Consider the following 22,702-nt stretch of genomic DNA (forward strand, 5'->3'; position numbering starts at 1 on the left):
ACGGTGCTCCGGCGGCGGACGAACGGGTGGGCCAAGGGGTCGCTTGTCGCCGGCGTCGTCGGGCTGGCGCCCTTGGCGGTGGGGTTCGCCGTCACGGCGTTCGTGCAGACGGGGCGGCGCGGCGAGAAGGGCCGGGGAATGGCGGTCGGCGGTATCGCCGCTTCGGTGGTGTGGATCGCCGTCGGTGCCGTCGTCGCGGCGATGCTGCTCTCACCGGGCGACGGGGCCTCCGGCGACGGCGGCAAGGGCCGTGCGACCGTCCTCTCCCGGCTCCAGGCCGGCGACTGCTTCGCCGGGTTCCGGAAGAGCGCGACCGACGTGGCCGTCACGGCGCTGCCGTGCACGCGGCCGCATGACGGCGAGGTCGTCGCGCAGGCGGCGCTGCCGGACGACGCCGAGTATCCCGGCGACAAGAAGTTGGCGGGCGAGGCGACCAAGGTGTGCACGGACCGGCTCGCGTTCCTTGTGAAGAGCCGGTACTACGAGGACCTCGACGTCTACCTCGACAAGCCGGACCAGGCGGCCTGGAGGGCCGGGGACCGGCATGTGACGTGCGTGATGCGCTACGGCGGCGCCGGGTCGCTGGCGGCGCCGCTGGCGACCACCCTCGACCCGGCCAGGAAGACACTGCAGGAGTTCGAGGCCGGCGACTGCTTCGCCGACTGGAAGGGCGCGGACGCGGCGGCCCGCGCCGTCGCGTGCACCGAGCCGCACAAGGTGCAGGTCTATGCCGCGTTCGACCTGCCGTGGGAGGGGCTCGCCACCTCCGGCGTCTCCTGGGCCTACCCCGGCAAGAAGATCATCGACGAGAACGCCGCACGCGGGTGCCGCAGGCGGGCGGCGAAGGCGTTCGCGGGCCACGCCCGGCCCGCCGGCGTCAGGACCGACTTCGTGGGGCCCTCGGCCAAGGCCTGGTACTTCGGCGTCCAGAAGGTGATCTGCCTCCTCCGGGCGGACAAGGGGACGCTGAAGAGGTCCGTGCTGGGCAGGTGAACGGCCCGGCGTGCCGCCGTGGAAGCGGCGGCACGCCGGGACCGGTCAGACGACGGCGCCGGAGTCGCCCGGGGACCGGTGGGTTCGGGGCGCCGTGGTGCGCGGGCGCGGCGCCGGGCCCGCGAAGCGTTCGAGGACGATCGCGAGCGGCGTGGCGGTGAAGACGCTGGAGTACGTGCCGACGAGGATGCCCGCGAGGAGCGCGATCGCGAAGTCGGTCAGCGTGTCGCCGCCGAGCACGGCGAGGGCGGCCAGGATGAACAGGGCTCCCATGCCGGTGTTGACGGTGCGGGGCACGGTCTGCAGCGCCCCCCGGTTCGCGACCTCGGCGAAGGGGGCCCGGGGTTCGGCCGTCCACAGTTCCCGGACGCGGTCGAACACCACCACGGAGTCGTTCACCGAGTAGCCGATGATGGTGAGCAGCGCGGCGAGGAAGACGCCGTCGACGGGCTTGCCGAGCCAGGCGAACAGGCCCGTGACGATCACGACGTCGTGCAGCATCGCCAGCACGGACCCCGCCGCGAACGTCCAGCGGAACCGGAACGTCAGGTAGCCGAGCTGCACCAGCAGGGCCACCCCGAGCGCGATCAGGGCCTTGGTGCGCATCTCGCCGCCGAGGCTGGGGCCGATCAGCTCGTCCCGCTGCTTGGTCGCGCCGCCGCCCTGCCGCGCGAGCGCGTCCCGGACGCGCTTCTCCTGCGCGTCGGTGAGGCCGGCGGTGCGGACGGCGATGCCGTCCTTGCCGGACGTCTGGACGGTGGCCTGCGGGAACCCGGCGCGGGCCACGGCGGAGCGGGCGTCGCCGATGTCGACGGGACGGTTCGTCGTGTACTCGACGGCGCGCCCGCCGGTGAACTCGACGCCGTAGTTCAGGCCGCGGACGGCGATCCCGGCGACGGCGAGGGCGACGACGACCCCCGAGATCGCGAGCCAGAGCGTGCGGCGCCGCATGAGGTCGGGCCGGCGGTCCTCCAGCCAGTGCCGGATCCGGCCGCCGGCGTCGAGGCCGCCCGCCCTGGAGCGGGCGAGGCGGGGCAGGCGGGCCAGGGCCGCGTCGGTGAGGACGCGGCTGAGCAGCATCGCCGACACCAGCGAGGCCAGCACGCCGATGCACAGGGTGACGCCGAACCCCTTGACCGGCCCGGACGCGAGGAAGAACAGCAGGCCGCCGGCGAGCAGCGTGGTGGCGGCGGAGTCGGCGATCGCCGACCACGCCTTGGTGAACCCGATGGCGAGGGCGTTGCGCGGGGACCGGCCGGGCGCGGCGGCGCGTTCCTCGCGGGCGCGTTCGAACGCCAGCACGTTCGCGTCGATCGCCATGCCGATCGCCAGGACGAACCCGGCGAGGCCGGGCAGGGTGAGGGTCGCACCGGCGGCGACGAGCGCGGCGTGGGAGATCAGGGCGTAGCCGGCCAGCGCGACGGTGGCGAGGAGGCCGGCGAGCCGGTAGACGGCGGCGATGAACAGGCCGGTCAGCGCGACGCCGATGACGGCGGCCCAGGCGCTGGCCCTGATCGCCTCCTCGCCGAGGGTGGGGCCGACGACCCGCTGCTCGACGACCTTCACCGGGACGGGCAGCGCGCCGCCCTGCACGAGCGCGGCGAGGTCCTTGGCCTCCTCGGCGCCGAAGTTCCCGGTGATCCGGGTGGACCCGCCGGTGATCCCGGTGCCGCAGGCGACGTCGGCGCCGACCTGCGGGGACGAGATGACCTTGCCGTCCAGGACGAACGCGACGCGGCGCTCGTCGCCGGTGGCGCAGGCGGCCCGGGCGGTCGCCTTCTCCCAGGCCGCCCCGCCGCCTCCGCGGAACTTGATGCCGACGTCCCAGCCGCCGAGGCCCTCGGGGTCGAACGACGCGCCGGCCGAGCCGATGCCGTCGCCGGTGAGCAGGGCGGGCCCGATGAGGACGGGGCGGCCGTTCTCGTCCGGGATCTCCTTCTCGCCCGCGCCGGCCGCGCCGCCCGCGGCGCGGACGGGGTGGGCGGTGAGCTGCGCGGTCCGGCCGAGCAGCGCCGCCGCGTGCGACGGGTCCTGGACGTCGGGCAGTTCGACGATCAGCCGGCGGTCGCCGGAGCGGGTGATGGACGCCTCGGCGACGCCGAGCGCGTCGACGCGGCGGTGCAGGACCTGGCGGGCGCGGTCGGTGGCCTCGCGGCCGGCCTTCACCGACGGCGAGTCCCGGGTCTCGAGGACGATCTGGGTCCCGCCGCGCAGGTCGAGGCCCAGCCGGGCGGGTTCGGACAGGGCGAGGTACAGCGATGCGGCGAGCACGGCGAACGCCAGGACCGCCCGCACCGCGTTGGCGCGAGTCAAGGGGAAACCTCCACACGGAGCGATGGCGCCGCCGCTTCGCAGGGCGCGGCGCCGCTGGACGGAACGTCAGATCCGTGTGGTGGGAGGGGCGCGTCCCCGCGGCGCGCCCGTCGCGGCGACGACGGGCTCGGTGAAGCCGGCTGCGGGCCGGACGGTCCGGACGAGCGCCGGGCGGACGTCCGGACCGGCGGGCGCGAACGCGCCCGGGGTGACCGGTGCGGACGGCCCGGTGTGGTGCCGCGCCGGCTCGGGGACGGCGTGCGCCGGGCGGGGCGAGGACGCCCGTTCGGTCGCGGCGCGAGCGGTGGCGGTGCGACCGGTTGCTGTGGCGGTGGCGACGGCGCCGACGGCGGCTGCGGGCGGCCCGGCGAGCGCGCCCGTGCTCAGCTCGCCCGTGCTCAGCGCACCCGTGCTGAGGGCACCGGGGCTCAAGGCGCCCGCCGCCGGTGCGCCGGCGAGGCCGAGCAGTCCGAGCGTGAGGGCGAGCAGCCAGCGGACGGCGGCGGGCGAGCGGCGCGCTTCGCGCATGGCCCTCCTCCGTCCCTCGGCCGTCGCGGGCCGCCGGGGCGGCCATGGTCCGCCCAATCTAGGCCACTTCGCGACCGGGCGCATTGGACCGCAACAAAGCGAGAAAGCACGGAGTCGGGACTCCGTCAACCAGGCCCCGCGCCACAGCCCCCTACCCGGCCCTCGCCCGCCCGGCGTTACCAGCAGACACTGGCTGGTGTCCCAATCCGGCCACGGCGGCTTCGCCGCGCGCCCATTGCCGGGCCAGGAAAGGCGAATTACTTTCGCGTTACCCACCCCGAACCGGACAGAGGAGTTTCCGGTGGCACGAATCAGACAGACCGCGATCGTCGGGACCGCCGCGCTGGCCGTCCTCGCCGCGGGAATCGCCCCGGCGTCGGCCGCTGGCACCACCATCCGGAAGGGATCGGCCACCGCCGCCCCCTACTCCGGCAACGTGCAGGCCTCGCTACTCGGCAACGCGACCGTCTCCACGTCGATCGGCAGCGGCTCGTGCAGCCAGTCGACGATGACGGGATCGATCAACTCCGACGGCACGGGCCTGAGCATCGGCAGCGCGAACTTCAGCAGCTGCACCGGCACCGCCTCCGTGTCCATCACCGCGCAGAAGCTGCCGTGGACCGGCGGCAGCGTCGTCTACGACTCCGGCCACAGCGCGAACCGCGACGCGGCGGTCACGATCGCCAACTTCAGCGTCAAGGCCGTGGTCGACCTGTTCGGCGGCATCACCTGCATCTTCGGCGGCAACCTCACCGCCAACGGCTACAACCCCGACAACCCGAACCGCCCGGTCACCAGCAACGCCCAGGCGCAGGTCGGCGTGAACGGCGCCACGGTGAACAAGCAGTCCGGCAGCAACTTCCTCTGCCCGTCCACCGCCACCGTCACCGCGACCTACCAGCTGCAGGGCGAGACCACCGCCGGGTCCGGCACCTACAACCAGACCCTGTACGTCACCAGCTGATCTCCCGAGGGGTGCGCTCCCTCACGACGTGCTCCCGTGAATGATCGCTCCCGAAAAGGAAGCGGGCCGCCCCCGGCGAAGGGGGCGGCCCGCGACCGCGTCCATGGCGAGCCCGGCCGGTGCGAACCCGAGCCCAAGCCCGAGCGCGTGCAGAGCCGGATCAGCAGCCGACGAGCTGCGCGGCCAGGAACGACTCGACCTGGCCGATCGCGATCCGCTCCTGGCTCATCGAGTCGCGCTCCCGGACGGTCACCGCGTCGTCCTCGAGGGTGTCGAAGTCGACGGTGACGCAGAACGGCGTGCCGATCTCGTCCTGCCGGCGGTAGCGGCGGCCGATCGCGCCCGCGTCGTCGAAGTCGACGTTCCAGTTGCGGCGCAGCTGCGCCGCCAGGTCGCGGGCCTTCGGCGACAGGTCGGCGTTGCGCGACAGCGGCAGCACCGCGACCTTGACCGGGGCGAGGCGCCGGTCGAGCCGCATCACGGTCCGCTTCTCCAGCTTGCCCTTGGCGTTGGGCGCCTCGTCCTCGGCGTAGGCGTCCATCATGAACGTGAGCGTGCAGCGGTCGACGCCGGCCGCGGGCTCGATCACGTACGGGGTGAAGCGCTCGCCGGACTCCTGGTCGAAGAACGACAGGTCCGCGCCGGACGCCTTGGAGTGCGTCGACAGGTCGTAGTCGGTGCGGTTGGCGATGCCCTCCAGCTCGCCCCACTCGCTGCCGACGAAGTCGAACTTGTACTCCACGTCGACGGTGCGCTTGGAGTAGTGCGACAGCTTCTCCGCCGGGTGCTCGTACAGCCGCAGGTTCTCCTTGCGGATGCCGAGGTCGACGTACCACTGCAGGCGCTCGTCGATCCAGTACTGGTGCCATTCCTCGTCGCTGCCGGGCTTGACGAAGAACTCCATCTCCATCTGCTCGAACTCGCGGGTCCGGAAGATGAAGTTGCCCGGGGTGATCTCGTTGCGGAACGACTTGCCGATCTGCCCGATGCCGAACGGCACCTTGCGGCGCGCGGACTGCTGGACGTTCAGGTAGTTGATGAAGATGCCCTGCGCGGTCTCGGGGCGCAGGTAGGCCAGGCCCGACTCGTCCTCGACGGGGCCGAGGTAGGTCTTGAGCAGGCCGTTGAACATCTTCGGCTCGGTGAACGAGCCCTTCACCCCGCAGTTGGGGCAGGTGATGTCGGCGAGCCCGTTCGCGGGCGGCCTGCCGTGCTTCTCCTCGTAGGCCTCCTCCAGGTGGTCGGCCCGGAAGCGCTTGTGGCAGGACTGGCACTCGGTGAGCGGGTCGACGAACGCCTGGACGTGGCCGCTGGCCTCCCAGACCTCGCGCGCCAGGATGACGCACGAGTCCAGGCCGACGACGTCGTCGCGGCCCTGCACCATGGACTTCCACCACTGGCGCTTGACGTTGTTCTTCAGCTCGACCCCGAGCGGCCCGTAGTCCCAGGAGGCGCGGAGCCCGCCGTAGATCTCGCTCGACGGGTAGACCAGGCCCCGCCGCTTGGCGAGGTTGACGATCGTGTCCAGCACATCGGAACGGCGTGCCATGAGTGTTCTCTCCATCCGGCTGGCGGTCGGCGGGTCAGTGCGAACGCCCCGGCCCCGGCGCGGACGGCGGGACGGCGGCGATGGTGATCCCCGGTGATGGTGCGCTGTGAGAGCGGTGAGGCGCGGTCTCCCCGGCGCCTCAGAGCATTCCCCAGCTTAGGGCACCGGAAAGGGTCCCCGGACGGCACCGCCGCGGAGCGTGTCGGACGGTCCGGCCGCGGGGATCGGGAGGCCGGAGCCGGTCGCGCGCGCGGGAGGTCAGTAGGCGGCGCGCGCCGGAGGTCAGTAGGCGCGGCCGTCGGCGATGCTGCTGTCGATGTTGAGGGTGACGCCGCCGTGCCGCTCCTTGTGGGCGCCCCGGTACTGCTTGATGCGGCGGTGCGGCGGCCACCAGTCGTCCGGCAGGAACCGGTCGCCGTACACGCGGGCCTTGCCGTCCCAGTTGGCGAACCAGATGCCGACGGGCTTGGCGATCCCCTCGGCGGCCCCGACGTCGCGGACGCCCGAGCTCGCGCTGCCGTAGAGGCACGGCTTGTAGTGCTTCTGCCTGACCTTCTCGATCCAGGCGTTCACGAAGCGCAGCACGGCCGCCTTGCAGGTGGCGTTCCTGCTCTTGTAGGCCTCAAGGTCGAGGTAGATGGGCTTGTCGGCGGGGATGCCGAGCGCCTTGGCCTTCGCCACGGCGTCCGCGGCGGTCTTCTTGCCCTGGGACGCGGCGTTCCTCGTGGTGAACTTCTGCGGGCGCGTCCCGCACGGCGGCTGGAGGCCGACGTACGTGGGCAGGATCCGGTACCCCATCTTGCGGACCTTCTTCACCCACGCGGCGGTGAGGTTCGGCTGCTCGCAGCCGCGCGCGGCGCCGCCGATGTAGATGTTGGTGACGTCGAACGACGATCGCCACGCCTTCATCGTGGAGAGCGACGGGGCGGTGCACGTGTCGAAGCCCTTGCCTGACGCGTAGTCCAGCCGGTCCGGCGGGTCCGCCGGGGCGCTGCGCCGGGCGGCCGGCCCGGAGGGCGGCGTGGCGGGCTTCGGCGGTTCCTTCGGCTGCTGCGGCTGCGCGTGCGCAGGCGGTTGCTGCTGCGCATGGGGTTGAGGCTGCGGTTGGGGTTGCGCAGGGGGCGTTCCGTGCCCGTGGGGCTTCGCGGTCACCCGGGTGCCGCGCAGGATCCGCTGGAGCGCCGCCGGATCGGTCCCGTACACGCCGGTGATGCCCATCCCGGCCTCCGGCAGCGCCAGGCTCGTCTCGTGCCCGACGGACGGCTTGACCGTGAACGAGCCGAGCTTGTCCGCGTGCACGACCGTGCGGGACGCCGCGACGTCGTCCAGCGGCTGGACGTGCACGGACTCGGTACGGCCGACGACACGCGCCGGGCAGTCCGGCTGCGGGCCGGGACGGCCCAGGTAGACGGCGTGCCGGTCGTAGCGGACGCAGGCGGACGGGTCCTCGTCGAGCCGGACGACCGCCCAGCCCGCGGGGACGGGAACACGCACGCCGCGGTAGCCGACCGAGCGCGGCGTCGCCTCGGCGGGCGCTCCCCTGGCCGCGCCACGGGGCGCACTTCGGGGCGCGTTGCGGGGCGGGCCGAGGATCAGCGTGGTGGCCTCGTGGGCTGAGGACCGCGCGGGGGACGCCGCGTGGAGGGCGCCGACGCCCGCGACGGCGGCCGTCCCGGTGGCCGTGCTGAGCAGGACGACAGCGGTCTGCGAGACGACACGGCGCATCACTTCTCCCCCGAGGCGGGCCGGGCCCCGGCGGGGCCGTCTCCCCCGCGGGCCGTCGGCATGATCACGACCAGGCGAAGATGACCTTGCGGGGCGGGGCCGAAACCGGGTCCGGCCGCTTCTTGCCCCGGTATTGCCCGCTTCGTTGATCACCGATCAGCGGGCCGCCGGTCGGCTTGACCCTCGACCGGACCGGCCCTCGACCGGACCGGCCGCCGCTCGGACGGGCCCCCGATCGGCCCGGTACCGATCGGGCCTGCCGCCGCTCGGTGGGCCCGGCCGGGCGAGGACCGCGGTCAGGCGGAGCTGACGATCTCGTAGGCGCCGGGTTCGTCCACGGCGAGCGCGGCCAGCGGCATGAACTCCAGCCGCACCTCGTAGGAGCCGAGGGCGCGGCGGTAGTGGCCGGCGCCGTCCCATTCGGTGACCAGCGCCCACAGGCCGGGCTCGTCGACGGTCCTGGCGAGCCGCCCGGACCGGAATCCGGTGCTCCGGGACAGCGCGGTGAGCACCGCGGTCATGCGGTCGGCGAAGCCGTCGGCGTCCGCGGCGGGCACGCGGTACCGGGTTATCGCGATCATCCGCCCATCCTCGCAGTACGTTGGCCCCGTGGAGACTCGGAGCGGACGGGACCGGCCGGCGGGCGGCGTGCGGGCGGCGGTCGAGCGGTGGAGCGCGGCGCCGGTGGTGTTCCTGCACCGGCTGCCGCGCGCGGTGCTGCTCGTCGCGGTGTTCGCGCTGCTGGTGGTCGGCATGGCGGGGACGGGCTGGGTGGCGGCGGCGGGGCTGCTGGTGCTCGCGGCGGCGCTGGCCTGGTTCGCGTTCCTGAACTGGCCGGAGCTGGAGGCGCCGGGCCGGGTGCTGCGGATCGCGGCGCTGCTGGTGCTGGTCGGTTTCGCCCTGGGACGGGGTATTGGGCGGTTTTGACAACCGTTTTCATCTTCGTCCATAATCGGAGGATGCCCCGTACCCGCGTCCGCTTCCGCGCCGTCCCCGCCGCGGCCCTCGCCGCCGCCGGGCTCGGCGCGGCGCTGGCGGGCTGCGGCAGCGCGGTCGCGGACGTCCCGCCCGGCAGGACGTCCGTCGTCGCGTCCTTCTACCCCGCCGCCTGGCTCGCCGAGCGCGTCGGCGGCGACGATGTGTACGTCCGCACGCTGACCAAGCCCGGCGCCGAGCCGCACGACCTGGAGCTGACGGCCCGGCAGGTCGCCCAGGTCGAGAAGGCCGACCTCGCCGTCTACGTGAAGGGCGTCCAGCCCGCCGTCGACGACGCGGTCCGCCAGCACGCCAAGGGCCGGTCGCTGGACGCCGCCGGCCTGGTGGCGACGCTCCCGCCGCCGTCCGGCGACGAGAGCGAGATCGAGGAGCACGACGGCGACCGGGGGCACGCCGACGTCGGCTACGACCCGCACGTCTGGCTCGACCCCGTCCGCATGGCCACTATCGCGACCGCCCTCGGCGACCGGCTCGCCCGGGCCGACGGCGCGCACGCGGCCGCCTACCGGCAGCGCGCCGCGGGCGTCGCGGCCGAGCTGTCCGGCCTCGACCGGCGGTACCGCGACGGCCTGAAGGACTGCGCCCGCCGCGACATCGTCACCGCGCACGCCGCGTTCGGCTACCTCGCCGAGCGGTACGGGCTGCGGCAGGTGTCGGTCGCGGGCATCGACCCGTCGATGGAGCCGTCGCCGAAGCGGCTGGCCGCGCTGACCCGCGAGGTCCGCTCGACGGGCGCGACGACGATCTTCACCGAGCGGCTCGTCAGCTCGAAGGTCGCCGACTCGCTGGCCCGGGAGGCGGGCGTCCGGACGGCCGTGCTCGACCCGGTGGAGGGCGTCGAGAAGGGCTCCTCCGACGACTACACGTCCATCATGGACCGGAACCTGCGGACCCTGCGGCCCGCCCTGGAGTGCTCATGACCGACCGAGTGCCCGCGACGGACCGCGGCGGGGCGGCGCCGCCCTTCGCGATGACCGGCGGCGTCGTCCGGCGGGACGGCCGCGAGGTGCTGTCCGGCGTCGACCTGCGGGTCGGCGCGGGCGACGTGCTGGCGATCCTCGGACCGAACGGGGCGGGCAAGTCCACGCTGGTCAAGGCGCTGCTCGGGCTCGTCCCGCTGGCCGCTGGGCGGACCGAGATCTACGGTGAGCCGCCCGCCCGGTTCCGCGACTGGCGGCGCGTCGGGTACGTCCCGCAGCGGCTGCCGATGGGCGGCGGCGTCCCGTCGACGGTCCGCGAGGTCGTGGCGTCCGGGCGGATCGCGCGGCGGTCGCGCTGGCTGCCCGCGCTGGTCACCGACCGGGCCGCCGACCGCGCCGCGGTGGACCGCGCGCTGGAGGCCGTCGGCCTCGCCGACCGGGCCCGCGACTCGGCGCACCTGCTGTCCGGCGGGCAGCAGCAGCGGGTGCTGATCGCCCGCGCGCTGGCCGGCGAGCCGGACGCGTTCGTGATGGACGAGCCGACCGCGGGCGTGGACGCGGCGAGCCAGGCGGCGCTCGCGGCGACGCTGCGCGGCCTGGCGGAGGCGGGCCGGACGGTGGTGCTGGTCGCGCACGAGCTCGGCCCGATGGAGCCGCTCATCACCCGCACGGTCGAGCTGGAGCACGGCCGGGTGGCGCGCGAGAGCGCGCGGACCATGGCGGGCGGCGGGACGGGGAGCACGGCGGGGAGTGCGGCGTGACGGAGATGCTGCAGTTCGACTTCATGCGCATCGCGCTGGTGATGGCGGTGCTGATCGGCCTGACGGCCCCGGCGGTGGGGACGTTCATCGTGCAGCGGCGGCTGTCGCTGCTCGGCGACGGCGTCGGGCACATCGCGCTGACCGGCATCGGGCTCGGGCTGCTCACCGGGTCGTCGCCCGTGCTGGGCGCGCTGGTGGTGGCGGTGCTCGGCGCGGTGGCGATCGAGGTGCTGCGCGCCCGCAGCCGCAGCGGCGCGGACGTGGCGCTGGCGCTGCTGTTCTACGGCGGGCTGGCGGGCGGCGTGATCCTCACCAACGTGCAGGGCGGCGGGGCGAGCCTGCAGTCGTACCTGTTCGGGTCGATCAGCAGCGTGTCGGCCTCCGACCTGTACGTGGTCGCGGCGCTCGCGGTCGTCGTGCTCGGGATCGTCGCGGTGTTCGGCCGGGAGCTGTTCCTGCTGTGCCAGGACGAGGACGTGGCGCGGGCGGCGGGGCTGCCCGTCCGGTTCCTCAGCGTGCTGATCGCGGTGACCGCCGCGGTGACCGTGGTGATCGCGATGCGGGCGATCGGGCTGCTGCTGGTGAGCGCGCTGATGATCGTGCCGGTGGCGGCGGCGCAGCAGGTCACGCGGGGCTTCCGGAGCACGATGCTGCTGGCGATGGGGGTCGGTGTACTGTCGGCGGTGTCGGGTCTCGCGGGCTCCTTCGAGTACGATCTTCCCCCGGGTCCCTCGATCGTGCTGCTGGCGCTGGCGCTGTTCCTGGCGGCGGCCGCCGGGGGGACCGTGGTGCGCCGCAGGCGCGCCCGCCGGGCCGGGGCCGTCCTTCCGGGCGCGGCCGGGCCGGGCGAGCGGCCGCGGATGGACGCCGAGGCGGAGGTGATCAGGGGATGACGACGGCCCGCCGCGACGCGGTGCGGCAGGTGCTGGCCGGCTGCGAGGGCTTCCGCAGCGCCCAGGACATCTACGCCGACCTCCGCGCGGACGGCTCCAAGATCGGCCTGACGACGGTGTACCGGGCGCTGCAGGCGCTCAGCGACTCCGGCGAGGTCGACGTGCTGCGCACCGACGAGGGCGAGGCGGTGTACCGCGCCTGCCGGACCGAGCAGCACCACCACCATCTGGTCTGCCGCGCGTGCGGCCGGACGGTCGAGGTCGAGGGCCCGGCCGTGGAGCGCTGGGCGGACGCGATCGCCGCCGAGCACGGGTTCGCCGAGATCACGCACACCGTCGAGGTGTTCGGGACGTGCGCGGACTGCCGGTCCGCGTCCCGCTGACCGGGTCGCGCTCTCTGGCGCGTTCCCGGGCGCGCTTTCGTCCGGCCCGTCCGGCGCCCGGTTCCGCGGGCGCGGCGCAAGGCGCGTAGTTCACACGCTCCGTATCGGTCTTTTGGCTGTTTGTAACAAGTACATCTAAATCCTCGTATGTCATAAATGTCCCATTGCCACGGCGGGCCCGACGGCGGGCCTCTCGGGGGGCCATGGCGCTCCGCACGAGAGGGCGTTCATGACAAGACGGGCGATCACCAGCCGGCGGACCGCGCTCCTGGCGTCGGCGGCCCTGCTCGCGACGGCCGGCACCGCGCTGCCGGCGTCCGCACGGCAGGCCCCGCCTCCCCCCGACCCGCGGACCGCCGCCGCGCACGCGCTCAAGGCGCTGCCCGCGCACGGCGCGCAGACCCGCGACGGCGGCGGCCAGTCGTTCACGGTCGTCGGGGTCGCGGTGGACCGCGACGGCACGTCCCACACCCGGATGACCCGGACCTACGACGGGCTCCCGGTCCTGGGCGGCGACCTCGTCGTCCACCAGTCCGCCGACGGGACGTGGCGCGGCAGCAGCCTGACCCTCGCCAAGGCGCCGGCCGACGCCAGCCCCGAACTCCCCGCCAAGACGGCCACCCGGAAGGCCCTGACCAAGGGCCACAAGACGCGGGGCGCCGCGCAGCTCGTCGTCGAGGCGCGCACCGCCGACCATCGGCCTCGCCTCGCCTGGCGCATCCAGACCGCCGGCAAGCAGGCCGACGGGACGCCCAGCCGCCTCCTCACCACCGTCGACGCGGCCACCGGCAAGGTCCTGCTGCGCGAGGAGACGATCCGGACCGACGCCGGCGACGGCCGCTCCCTCTACACCGGGACCGTCCCGCTGGAGACCACCAAGTCCGGCAGCACCTACCAGCTGAAGGACCCCACCCGCGGCGGCACCTACACCGGCGACGCGCAGAACCAGACGGACCTCTGCTTCCTGTCGTTCTGCCTCTACCGGGCCCCGGCGACGGTCTTCACCGACGCCGACAACCACTGGGGGAACGGGACGACGTCCGACCGGTCGACCGTCGCCGTGGACGCCCAGTTCGGCACCAACGAGACCTGGGACTTCTACAAGAACGTGTTCGGCCGCCTCGGCATCAACGGGGACGGCAAGGGCTCGTTCAACCGCGTCCACTACGACAACGGCTACGCCAACGCGTTCTGGGACGACTCCTGCTTCTGCATGACGTACGGCGACGGCGACGGCACCCAGCTCGGCCCGCTCACCGCCCTGGACGTCACCGCCCACGAGATGACCCACGGCGTCACGTCCGCGACCGCGAACCTCACCTACTCCGGCGAGTCCGGCGGGCTGAACGAGGCGACGTCCGACATCATGGCCGCCGCCGTCGAGTTCTACGCGAACAACTCCGCCGACCTCGGCGACTACCTCGTCGGCGAGAAGGTCGTCCTGCCGGGCTTCGGCAAGGCGGCGCTCCGCTTCATGGACAAGCCCAGCAAGGACGGCAAGTCGCCGGACGCCTGGTCGTCCACCACCAAGAACCTCGACGTCCACTACTCGTCGGGCGTCGCCAACCACTTCTACTACCTGCTGTCGGAGGGCAGCGGCGCCAAGACGATCAACGGCGTGTCCTACGACAGCCCGACGTCCAACGGCTCCACCGTCGCCGGCGTCGGACGCGACGCCGCCACGAAGATCTGGTACCGCGCCCTCACCACCTACATGACGTCCTCGACCGACTACAAGGCCGCCCGCACGGCGACCCTGAACGCGGCCAAGGACCTGTACGGCACGGGCAGCGCCCAGTACAACGCCGTCGCGGCCGCCTGGTCCGCGGTGAACGTGAGCTGACCCCCTCGGCGCGTGAGGAAGGCCCCCGTACCGCCTGGCGGTACGGGGGCCTCGGCGCTCGCCCGATCGGCGTGGGAGACAATCGGATCATGGCTACGACACGCACCGCCAACGCGCATTGGGAAGGGCCGCTCCTCAGCGGCCAGGGCACGGTCTCGCTGGACTCCTCCAAGGTCGGCACGTTCGACGTGACGTGGGCTTCGCGCAGCGAGGAGCCGAACGGCCGCACGAGCCCGGAGGAGCTGATCGCCGCGGCCCACTCGACCTGCTACTCGATGGCGCTCTCGCACGGCCTCGCCGGCGCCGGGAACCCGCCGGAGAAGGTGGACACCAAGGCCGAGGTCACCTTCCAGCCCGGCGAGGGCATCACCGGGATCCACCTGACCGTCCGGGCGAGCGTCCCGGGCCTGTCCGCCGACGCCTTCGAGAAGGCCGCGCAGGACGCCAAGGAGAACTGCCCGGTCAGCCAGGCCCTCAAGGGCACCACGATCACCCTCGACGCGGCGCTCGTCTGACCCGGGCCCCGCGTCAGCCGGTCGCGGCGGTGGGCTCCACCGGGTTGGGGAGCGCACCGCCGTACCGGCGGTCCCGGCTGGCGTACACCTCGCAGGCGTGCCAGAGGTGCCGGCGGTCGAAGTCGGGCCACAGCGTGTCGAGGAAGACCATCTCCGCGTACGCCGACTGCCAGAGCAGGAAGTTGGAGGTGCGCTGCTCCCCCGACGACCGCAGGAACAGGTCGACGTCCGGGATGCCCGGCTCGTCGAGGTAGCGGGCGAACACCTTCTCGGTGATCTTGTCGGGGTTCAGCCGGCCGTCCCGGACGTCCCGGGCGATCGCGGCCGCGGCGTCGGCGATCTCGGCGCGGCCGCCGTAGTTCACGCAGAACTGCAGGGTCAGCACGTCGTTGTCGCGCGTCATCTCCTCGGCCGTCTCCAGCTCCTTGATGACGCTGCGCCACAGCCGGGGTCGGCGGCCCGCCCAGCGGACCCGCACGCCCATGGAGTGCAGCTGGTCGCGGCGGCGGCGGATCACGTCCCGGTTGAAGCCCATGAGGAAGCGGACCTCGTCCGGCGAGCGGCGCCAGTTCTCGGTGGAGAACGCGTACGCCGACAGGTACGGCACGCCCAGCTCGATCGCGCCCATGATCACGTCGAAGAGCGAGTCCTCGCCGCGCTTGTGCCCCTCGGTGCGCGGCAGCCCGCGCTCCTTGGCCCAGCGGCCGTTGCCGTCCATGACGATGGCGACGTGCTTCGGCACCAGATCCGCGGGGATCGGCGGCGGCGTCGCGCCGTCCCGATGCGGTTCCGGGGGCAGAACGGCCCTTCTCACACTCTCTCCCTGTTGGTGTCGTCGCTGCGGCCCGCGCCGTCCGGCGGGTCGCCGGCGCCCTCGCGCTCGACGTGCCGCAGCGAGCGGATCCCGTGTTCCAGATGCCACTGCAGGTAGGCGGCGACGAGGCCGCTGCTCTCCACCCGGTGGCGCGGCTCGCTGGCGTCGGCGTACTCCCAGTCGCCGCGCAGCAGGGCCAGCATCAGCGCGAACGTCGGCGGCGCCGGCGTCGCGGCGCCCGGCTGCCGGCAGTTCGCGCAGACCGCGCCGCCCGCCGCGATCGCGAACCCGCGCAGCCCGCCGCGGGTGCCGCACCGGCAGCACTCGTCCAGCGCCGGGGCCCACCCGGCGACCGACAGCGAGCGCAGCAGGAAGGCGTCCAGGACGAGCCGCGGGTCGTGGCCGCGCTCGGCGAGCGTGCGCAGCCCGCCGACCAGCAGCAGGAACTGCCGCAGCGCGGGCTCGCCCTCCTCGCCGGCCAGCTTGTCGGCGGTCTCCAGCATCGCCGTCCCCGCGGTGTAGCGGGGATAGTCGGTGACCAGCGCCTCCCCGTACGGGCGCAGCGTCTCGGCCTGGGTGATCAGGTCGAGCGAGCGGCGCTCGTACAGCTGGAGGTCGACGTGCGTGAACGGCTCCAGCCGCGCGCCGAAACGGGACTTGGTCTTGCGGACCCCCTTCGCCGCGGCGCGGATCCGGCCGCTGCGCCGGGTCAGCACCGTCACGATGCGGTCGGCCTCGCCCAGCTTCTGGGTGCGCAGGACGATGCCTTCGTCGCGGTAGAGGGTCACCCGTTCATTCTCGCGCACGCGCCCGGGTGCCTCGTTGCACCGCCTCGGCATCTCCGCAGGATCTTCACAAAGCCCCTGGATTCACCGTCCGTCCGGGATCCGGTCACGCTTTGTGACCGGTTTCGGCCGCGCGGTGACGGCCAAAGGTGTGGCCTGCCCCACGAGGAGCTGTCAGCGTTGGACGCATGAGATGCCACATCGTGCCGCCGCACATGCTGGAGCGCATCGCGCGCAACGCCGACGACCCGGCGCTGCGCGCGCGGGCCCGCGCCACCCTGGCCCTCACCTCCGCCCACGCCACCGAACGCCGCCTGGCGACCCCCGCCGCCGCGCCGGCCCCCGCCGGTCCCGCCGCCCCGAACCGGATGATCTCCGACGCCGGGCACAAGGAGAAGCTGCCCGGCAGGACCGTCCGCGCCGAGGGCGCCGCGGCCACCGGCGACAAGACCTGCGACCAGGCCTACGACTGGCTGGGCGCGACCTTCGGGTTCTACGAGGCCGCCTACGGCCGCAACTCCATCGACGGCGCCGGCCTCAAGATGATCTCGACCGTCCACTACGGCGAACGGTACGACAACGCCTTCTGGAACGGCGAGCAGATGGTGTACGGCGACGGCGACGGGACGATCTTCACCGATTTCACCGGCCCCCTCGACGTCACCGGCCACGAGCTGACCCACGGCGTCACGCAGTACACCGCCAACCTCGACTACTCGGGGCAGTCCGGCGCGCTCAACGAGTCGGTCTCCGACGTCTTCGGCTCCCTGATCAAGCAGTGGCACCTCGGCCAGACCGCCGACCAGGCCGACTGGCTCATCGGGCAGGGGCTGCTCGCGGCCGGCGTGCACGGCGTGGCGCTGCGCTCGATGAAGGCGCCCGGCACCGCCTACGACGACCCGCAGCTCGGCAAGGACCCGCAGCCCGCCGACATGAGCGGCTACGTCCACACCTACGAGGACAACGGCGGCGTCCACACCAACTCCGGCATCCCGAACCGCGCGTTCTACCTCGCGGCCTCGGCGATCGGCGGGCACGCATGGGAGAAGGCCGGGCGCGTCTGGTACGAGACCCTTACCGGCGGGTCGCTGGCGAGCGCGATCGACTTCGCGGGGTTCGCGGCGGCGACGGTGCAGACCGCGACCCGGCTCTACGGCGCGAACGCCGCGGAGACCACCGCGGTGAGCGACGCCTGGAAAGGGGTAGGCGTCACACGATGAGGGCGAACCGGTCGCCGGAAGAGGTGCGGCCGGAGGACGGCGCGGGACGGCGTGGGACGGTGACGTGCGGTGAGGGTGACGGTGCGGTGAAGGTGACGGTCGTCCGCAGTGGCGGGTTCGCCGGGATCCGGCGGCGGGGCGAGGCCGACAGTGCGACCGATCCGATGCTCGCCCGGCTGGTCGGCCGGGTCGATCTGGGGTCGGTGCCGCCGCCGGGCCGGATCCCCGACCAGTTCGTCTACGACATCGACATCGACGACCGGCACGCCACCGTCGGCGAGGCCCAGCTCAGCGGACCGCTCCGCGAGCTCGTCCACCACGTCCTGGGCCGCCAGCAGCCGGGCTGACGCCGCCGGATCCGCGCGGAGCGCGCGGGCGGCCGGGAACGCGGGTGCCGCCCGGCACCCCGCGCCCCGGCACCCCGCGCCCCCGCACCCCGCACCCCGGCACCCGCGTTCCCGCGCCCCGGCCCGGCGGAGCGGGTCAGCGGGTCCAGACGGCGGTGTCGGGCGGCAGGAGGCCGTCCGGCAGAGGGCCGCTCGCCAGCAGGACCTCGCCGGACGGGACCGGCACGGGAGCCGGGCCGAGGTTGACCGCGCAGGTCAGGCCCGAGTCGCGGGTGAAGGCGAGCACGTTCTCCTCCGACGGCAGCCACGCCATCCCGCCGTCGCCGAGGTGCTCGCGGCGGAGCGCGAGCGCGGCGCGGTAGAGGTTCAGCATCGACCCCGGGTCGGGCTCCTGCGCCTCGACGGTCAGGTCCTTCCAGTCGGCGGGCTGCGGCAGCCACGGGTCGCCGCCGAACCCGAACGGCGGCCGGTCACCCGACCACGGCAGCGGCACGCGGCACCCGTCGCGGCCCGGGTCGGTGTGCCCGGACCGGTGCCAGATCGGGTCCTGGCGCAGCTCGTCCGGGAGGTCCTCGACCTCGGGCAGCCCGAGCTCCTCGCCCTGGTAGATGTAGACGGCGCCGGGCAGCGCCATCGCCAGCAGCGCCGCCGCGCGCGCCCGCCGCACCCCGAGCGCCCGGTCGGTGGGCGCACCGTGCCGGCGGTCCTGGAGGTCGAACGAGGTGTCGGCGCGGCCGTAGCGGGTGACGGGCCGGACGACGTCGTGGTTCGCCAGCACCCAGGTCGGGGACGCGCCGAGCGGGACGTGCGTGGCGAGCGTCGTGTCGATCACCTTGCGGAGCGCGTGCGGCTCGAACGCGCAGTTCAGGAAGTCGAAGTTGAACGCGGTGTGCATCTCGTCGGGCCGCAGGTAGCGGGCGAAGCGCTCCTGGTCGGGCAGCCACACCTCGCCGACGAGCATCCGGCCGGGGTACTCGTCGGTGACCTTCCGCCAGCCCCGGTAGATGTCGTGGACGCCGTCGCGGTCGGTGTAGGGGTCGCTGCCGTCCGGTTCGGCGTCCGGGTCCTTGACCAGCAGCGCCGCCGAGTCGATCCGGATGCCGTCCACGCCGCGGTCGTACCAGAACCGCAGCACATCGTGGAACTCGCGGACGACGTCGGGGCTGTTCCAGTTGAAGTCGGGCTGCTCCGGGGCGAACAGGTGCAGGTACCACTCGCCGTCCGGGACGCGGGTCCAGGCGGGGCCGCCGAAGATGGACCGCCAGTCGTTGGGCGGCCCGTCGCCGCGTCCGGGACGGAACCAGAAACGCTCCCGCTCGGGCGAGCCGGGCCCGGCGGCCAGCGCCTCCCGGAACCAGGCCGACTGGTCCGAGGCGTGGTTGGGCACCACGTCCAGGATGACCCGCAGGCCCGCTCCGTGCGCCTCGCCGATGAACGCCTCGGCCTCGGCGAGCGTGCCGAACACCGCCTCGACGTCCCGGTAGTCGGCGACGTCGTAGCCGCCGTCCGCCATCGGGGACGGGTACCACGGGTTCAGCCACAGCGCGTCGACGCCGAGCCCGGCGAGGTAGGGCAGCCGGTCGCGCAGCCCGGCGAGGTCGCCGACGCCGTCGCCGTTCCCGTCGGCGAAGCTGCGCGGGTACACCTGGTAGATCACCGCGCCACGCCACCATGATTCGGGCATGCGAGTACTCCTTGCTCGTTAACGGAGGGGGACGGCCGGGCGGGGGTCAGCCCTTCAGGCCGCCCGCCGTGAGGCCGGCCATGATGTGCCGCTGGAAGACGAAGAAGACGACGATGGTGGGCACGCTGGCGATCACCAGCGAGCCGATCAGCACGTTCTGCGGCACCTGCACCGCCAGCGACGAGATCGCGACGCTGATCGTCTTGCGCTGCGAGTCGGGCAGCACCAGCAGCGGCCAGACGAAGTCGCGCCACACGTTGACGATCGTGAAGATCGACACGACGCCGAGGATCGGCCGCGACACCGGCAGCACCACCGACCAGAGGATGCGCGCGGGCGAGGCGCCGTCCACCTCCGCCGCCTGGAGCAGCTCGGTGGGGATCGAGTCGAAGAACCGCTTGAGCAGGAAGATGTTGAACGCGTTCGCGGCGGCCGGCAGCCAGATCGCCCACGGGGTGTTCAGCAGGTCGACGTGCAGGAGCGGCAGGTCCTTCACGGTCAGGTAGGCGGGCAGCAGGATCACCATCGGCGGGACCATCAGCGTCGCCAGCATCAGCCCGAGCACGGCCCGGCCGAACATCGGCCGCAGCTTCGACAGCGCGTACGCGGCGGTGACGTCGACGCCCATCGTGAACAGCCAGGCGCCGAACGCGTAGACGAGCGTGTTGCGCAGGTACAGGCCGAGGTCGAGCTGCCGCCACGCCTCCCGGTACCCGGACAGGTCGAAGTGGTGCGGGAAGACGCCCGGCGGGACGTCGGCCAGCTCGTCCGGCGACTTCATCGCGCCGGTGACCATCCAGTACAGCGGGAACACGAACACGAACGTGAAGACCACGACGATCGAGACGAGGGTCGTCCAGTAGATCGCCTTGCCGCGCCGGGTGCCGAGCGTGTGCGGCGAGACGAGGGTGCGGGTCTCCGCCACGGCTACCTCGCCTCCTCGCGCGAGACGCGCAAGTAGACGGCGGAGAACAGCATCAGGACGAGCATCAGCATCAGGCCGAGCGCGCCGCCGCCGCCGAAGTTGGTGAAGTTGAACGCGTACTGGTACATCAGGTACGCGACGGTGACGGTGGAGCCCTCGGGGCCGCCGCCGGTCAGCAGGTACGGCTCGATGAACACCTGCATCGTCGCGATGATCTGCAGGAGCAGCATCACCAGCAGGATCAGCCGGGTCTGCGGGATCGTGATGTGCCGGATCCGGCGGAACAGCCCGGCGCCGTCCAGCTCCGCCGCCTCGTACAGCTCGCCGGGGATGGACTGGAGCGCCGCCAGGTAGATGAGCGTCCCGCTGCCGAGGTTCATCCACGTCGACACGATCACCAGCGAGACCAGCGCGGTGCTCGTCGAGTCGAGCCAGCTCAGCCCGGGCAGGCGGGCGGCGTGCAGGATCTGGTTGAACAGGCCGGGCCCCGGGTCGTAGAACCACTTGAACAGCAGCACCGCGACCGCCGGGGGCAGCATCACCGGCAGGTACACGACGAACCGCAGGTAGGCGCGGGCGTGCTTCAGCTCGTTCAGCACGATCGCGATGGCGAACGGGACGACGTACCCGACGACCAGCGCGAGCAGCGTGAACTCCGCCGTGTTGACCCACGCGTCCACGAATCCGGGGTCGGCGAGCACGGTGCGGAAGTTGTCGAACCCGACCCAGCGTGCCTCGCCGACGAAGTTCGTCTTCTGGAAGCTGAGCAGCACCTCGCGGACGATCGGATACCAGGAGAAGAACGCGAAGCAGATCAGCGCCCCGCACAGGAACCCGTACGCGGTCAGGTTGCGCTTCACGGTGCGCCGGGTGCGCGAGGGGCGCCGCCTCGACCGGGCGGCGGCGGGGCGGACGAGCGTCCGCGCTGTGGTCATCTGTCACTCCAGGTGTGGGACGGCGGGTCCGGGGCGCCGGCGCGGTGCACCGATGCGGTGCGTCCAGTACGGTGCGCGTCCGTTCGTGCGGTGCGCGGGCCGGCGCCCCGGAGGTGCGGGCGTCAGTTCCCCGACCGCGCCAGCGCGGCGTCGGCCTTCTTCTGCGCGTCCGCGAGGAGCTGGTCGATGTTCGCGTCGCGCCTGGTCAGCACGGCCTGGACGACCGAGTCGAGGATCGTGTAGAGCTGCTGGGCCTGCGGCGGCTCCAGCTTCCCGGGCACCCTGGCGTAGGCGTCCTCGTACGGTTTGAAGTTCGCGACGGGCAGGTTCGCGGCGTCCGCGCGCAGCTGCCGGTCCTTCTCCCCCGTCGCGTTCTGGCCGAACAGCTTCGGCTGCGGGATGCCGACGGGACGGCCGTCCTTCGCGGCGCGCGCGTAGTTCAGCTGGCCCTGGCCGGGGGTGAGCGCGTAGTAGTCGAGCCACATCAGCCCGGCCTTGATCTTCTCCGGTGACGCCTTGGGGCTGAACAGGTAGCCGTCGCCGCCCATCAGCGTGCCGGCCGAGCCGGGGATCGGCGCCATCCCGTAGTCGTCGTACCTGCCCTTGAACTGGTCGACCAGCGCGGTCGCGTTGTCGGGGGCGCCGAGGTACATGCCGAGCTTCCCGGCCGCCATCATCCGCTGCACGTCGGCGTCGACGAGCAGCTGCTTGCTGCCCATCGAGTCGTCGGTCCAGCGCATGTCCTTGAGGTTCTGCAGGACGGCCTTGCCCTGCGGGCCGTTGAACGCCGTCTTCCTGCCGTCGGCGGTGACCATGTCGCCGCCCTGGCTGTAGATCGAGGTGGCGAAGTGCCAGCCGCCCTGGTTCTTGGCGCTGAACTCGGCGTACCCCACGGTCCCGCCGCCGAGGGCGCTGATCTTCTTGGCGTCCTCGCGGACCTCCGCCCACGTCGCCGGCGGCCGGTCGGGATCGAGGCCGGCCTTCTTGAACAGGGTCCGGTTGTAGAACAGGCCCATCGAGTAGTTCTGCCGGGGCAGGCCGTAGACCTTGCCGCCGTCCTTGAAGACCTTCTCCACGGCCGGGTCGACGCTCGGGTACTGCTTGGACTGCCCGATGTACGGGGTGATGTCGGCGGCCTGGCCGTTGGCGATGATGCCGCGCACGTCGGTGAAGTAGACGTAGTAGACGTCCTCCATCTGCCCGCCCGCCAGCTTCGCCTGGAAGGTGTTCGGGTCGATGCAGGGGAAGGCGTCCTTGCCGACGACCGTGATGTTGGGATGCAGCTTCTGGAAGGCGGCGACGTCCTCCAGCCACTCCTTGCGCTGCGCGGCCTGGCTCTTGGCCGGCATGCAGCCGACCGTGATCGACACCTTGGTGCCGGCGTCCAGGGGCGCGGTGTCCTTGCCACCGGAGCCGTCCCCGCCGCAGCCGGCGACGGTGGCGCCGAGGGCCGCGGCGAGCGCGGTGGCGAGAATCCGGGATCTCATGGGGGTTCCCTCCTGGGCCGTTGGGTCGGCCGATTGCGAGGAACATACAGAGACCAACATCACAGTGCAATAGATGAATGAATATTCGCAAGAACTCAACAAGAGGCGGGATTCAGCCCGAA

The 22,702-nt window shown here is 72.9% G+C and carries 22 protein-coding genes; 11 read left to right on the forward strand and 11 right to left on the reverse strand.

Annotation, left to right across the window (positions count from 1 at the left end):
• The first annotated feature begins 3 nt into the window (after nt 1-3).
• Nucleotides 4-993 carry a DUF4190 domain-containing protein gene (locus amrb99_RS12850; protein ID WP_190856159.1) on the forward strand — a complete coding sequence of 330 codons (990 nt, stop codon included), beginning with the start codon at nt 4-6 and terminating at the stop codon, nt 991-993.
• Nucleotides 994-1,038: 45 nt separating this feature from the next.
• Here amrb99_RS12850 and secD read toward each other — a convergent pair whose 3' ends face one another.
• Both secD and amrb99_RS12860 read right to left on the reverse strand, forming a co-directional pair.
• Nucleotides 1,039-3,306 carry a protein translocase subunit SecD gene (secD, locus tag amrb99_RS12855; RefSeq protein WP_190856160.1) on the reverse strand — a complete coding sequence of 756 codons (2,268 nt, stop codon included), beginning with the start codon at nt 3,304-3,306 and terminating at the stop codon, nt 1,039-1,041.
• A gap of 66 nt (nt 3,307-3,372) precedes the next feature.
• Entirely contained in the window at nt 3,373-3,834 is a 462-nt protein-coding gene (locus amrb99_RS12860; protein WP_190856161.1) for a hypothetical protein, read from the reverse strand.
• Nucleotides 3,835-4,135: 301 nt separating this feature from the next.
• Between amrb99_RS12860 and amrb99_RS12865 the strand changes: the two genes are divergently transcribed.
• Entirely contained in the window at nt 4,136-4,798 is a 663-nt protein-coding gene (locus tag amrb99_RS12865) for a hypothetical protein (protein ID WP_190856162.1), read from the forward strand.
• 160 nt (nt 4,799-4,958) lie between these two features.
• On the opposite strand, the gene amrb99_RS12870 is transcribed toward amrb99_RS12865, so the two are convergent.
• From amrb99_RS12870 to amrb99_RS12880, 3 genes are all read right to left on the reverse strand, one after another.
• Entirely contained in the window at nt 4,959-6,347 is a 1,389-nt protein-coding gene (locus amrb99_RS12870; RefSeq protein WP_190856163.1) for a glycine--tRNA ligase, read from the reverse strand.
• A gap of 282 nt (nt 6,348-6,629) precedes the next feature.
• The gene (locus amrb99_RS12875; RefSeq protein WP_190856164.1) at nt 6,630-8,072 is read right to left on the reverse strand and encodes a glycoside hydrolase domain-containing protein; all 1,443 of its coding nucleotides are present in this window, start codon (nt 8,070-8,072) and stop codon (nt 6,630-6,632) included.
• A 296-nt stretch (nt 8,073-8,368) separates the two neighbouring features.
• Nucleotides 8,369-8,653 (reverse strand): antibiotic biosynthesis monooxygenase family protein, encoded by a 285-nt coding sequence (locus tag amrb99_RS12880; protein WP_190856165.1) that lies wholly within the window; start codon nt 8,651-8,653, stop codon nt 8,369-8,371.
• A gap of 28 nt (nt 8,654-8,681) precedes the next feature.
• Here amrb99_RS12880 and amrb99_RS12885 point away from each other — a divergent pair, with 28 nt between their 5' ends.
• The 7 genes from amrb99_RS12885 to amrb99_RS12915 all read left to right on the forward strand — a co-directional run bounded on the left by amrb99_RS12885 (nt 8,682) and on the right by amrb99_RS12915 (nt 14,383).
• Entirely contained in the window at nt 8,682-8,999 is a 318-nt protein-coding gene (locus tag amrb99_RS12885; RefSeq protein WP_190856166.1) for a DUF6703 family protein, read from the forward strand.
• A 32-nt stretch (nt 9,000-9,031) separates the two neighbouring features.
• Nucleotides 9,032-9,988 carry a metal ABC transporter substrate-binding protein gene (locus amrb99_RS12890; RefSeq protein WP_190856167.1) on the forward strand — a complete coding sequence of 319 codons (957 nt, stop codon included), beginning with the start codon at nt 9,032-9,034 and terminating at the stop codon, nt 9,986-9,988.
• Between the two features lie 50 nt (nt 9,989-10,038).
• On the forward strand, nt 10,039-10,749 hold the full coding sequence (locus amrb99_RS12895; protein WP_190856281.1) for a metal ABC transporter ATP-binding protein: 711 nt from the start codon (nt 10,039-10,041) through the stop codon (nt 10,747-10,749).
• Nucleotides 10,746-11,642, forward strand: coding sequence for a metal ABC transporter permease (locus tag amrb99_RS12900; RefSeq protein WP_190856168.1), 897 nt, complete (start codon nt 10,746-10,748; stop codon nt 11,640-11,642). The genes amrb99_RS12895 and amrb99_RS12900 overlap by 4 nt, the downstream gene beginning before the upstream one ends.
• Complete coding sequence (locus amrb99_RS12905) at nt 11,639-12,025, forward strand: transcriptional repressor (protein WP_151539109.1); 387 nt, start codon at nt 11,639-11,641, stop codon at nt 12,023-12,025. The genes amrb99_RS12900 and amrb99_RS12905 overlap by 4 nt, the downstream gene beginning before the upstream one ends.
• A 229-nt stretch (nt 12,026-12,254) precedes the next feature.
• Nucleotides 12,255-13,868: a M4 family metallopeptidase gene (locus amrb99_RS12910; protein ID WP_190856169.1), complete on the forward strand. Its 1,614-nt coding sequence runs from the start codon at nt 12,255-12,257 to the stop codon at nt 13,866-13,868.
• Between the two features lie 89 nt (nt 13,869-13,957).
• Nucleotides 13,958-14,383, forward strand: coding sequence for an OsmC family protein (locus amrb99_RS12915; RefSeq protein WP_190856170.1), 426 nt, complete (start codon nt 13,958-13,960; stop codon nt 14,381-14,383).
• Nucleotides 14,384-14,396: 13 nt separating this feature from the next.
• Here the strand turns inward: amrb99_RS12915 and amrb99_RS12920 are convergent, their stop codons facing one another.
• Nucleotides 14,397-15,197: an isoprenyl transferase gene (locus amrb99_RS12920; RefSeq protein ID WP_190856171.1), complete on the reverse strand. Its 801-nt coding sequence runs from the start codon at nt 15,195-15,197 to the stop codon at nt 14,397-14,399.
• Entirely contained in the window at nt 15,194-15,985 is a 792-nt protein-coding gene (gene recO, locus amrb99_RS12925) for a DNA repair protein RecO (protein ID WP_307800355.1), read from the reverse strand. The genes amrb99_RS12920 and recO overlap by 4 nt, the downstream gene beginning before the upstream one ends.
• Nucleotides 15,986-16,170: 185 nt before the next feature.
• On the opposite strand from recO, the gene amrb99_RS12930 reads away from it, so the two are divergent.
• Together amrb99_RS12930 and amrb99_RS12935 are read left to right on the forward strand one after the other, a co-directional pair.
• Entirely contained in the window at nt 16,171-17,202 is a 1,032-nt protein-coding gene (locus tag amrb99_RS12930) for a M4 family metallopeptidase (RefSeq protein ID WP_190856172.1), read from the forward strand.
• Nucleotides 17,199-17,549 carry a protealysin inhibitor emfourin gene (locus amrb99_RS12935; RefSeq protein ID WP_241755512.1) on the forward strand — a complete coding sequence of 117 codons (351 nt, stop codon included), beginning with the start codon at nt 17,199-17,201 and terminating at the stop codon, nt 17,547-17,549. Before amrb99_RS12930 ends, amrb99_RS12935 begins: the two co-directional genes overlap by 4 nt.
• Before the next feature lie 136 nt (nt 17,550-17,685).
• Here amrb99_RS12935 and amrb99_RS12940 read toward each other — a convergent pair whose 3' ends face one another.
• The 4 genes from amrb99_RS12940 to amrb99_RS12955 all read right to left on the reverse strand — a co-directional run bounded on the left by amrb99_RS12940 (nt 17,686) and on the right by amrb99_RS12955 (nt 22,580).
• The gene (locus amrb99_RS12940; protein ID WP_190856173.1) at nt 17,686-19,233 is read right to left on the reverse strand and encodes a glycoside hydrolase family 13 protein; all 1,548 of its coding nucleotides are present in this window, start codon (nt 19,231-19,233) and stop codon (nt 17,686-17,688) included.
• A gap of 46 nt (nt 19,234-19,279) precedes the next feature.
• Complete coding sequence (locus amrb99_RS50980) at nt 19,280-20,158, reverse strand: ABC transporter permease subunit (RefSeq protein ID WP_190856174.1); 879 nt, start codon at nt 20,156-20,158, stop codon at nt 19,280-19,282.
• Between the two features lie 2 nt (nt 20,159-20,160).
• Complete coding sequence (locus amrb99_RS12950; protein ID WP_190856175.1) at nt 20,161-21,093, reverse strand: sugar ABC transporter permease; 933 nt, start codon at nt 21,091-21,093, stop codon at nt 20,161-20,163.
• 122 nt (nt 21,094-21,215) lie between these two features.
• On the reverse strand, nt 21,216-22,580 hold the full coding sequence (locus amrb99_RS12955) for an extracellular solute-binding protein (protein WP_190856176.1): 1,365 nt from the start codon (nt 22,578-22,580) through the stop codon (nt 21,216-21,218).
• Between the last annotated feature and the right edge of the window lie 122 nt (nt 22,581-22,702).

The organism is Actinomadura sp. RB99, from assembly GCF_014706005.1.
GTDB lineage: Bacteria > Actinomycetota > Actinomycetes > Streptosporangiales > Streptosporangiaceae > Spirillospora.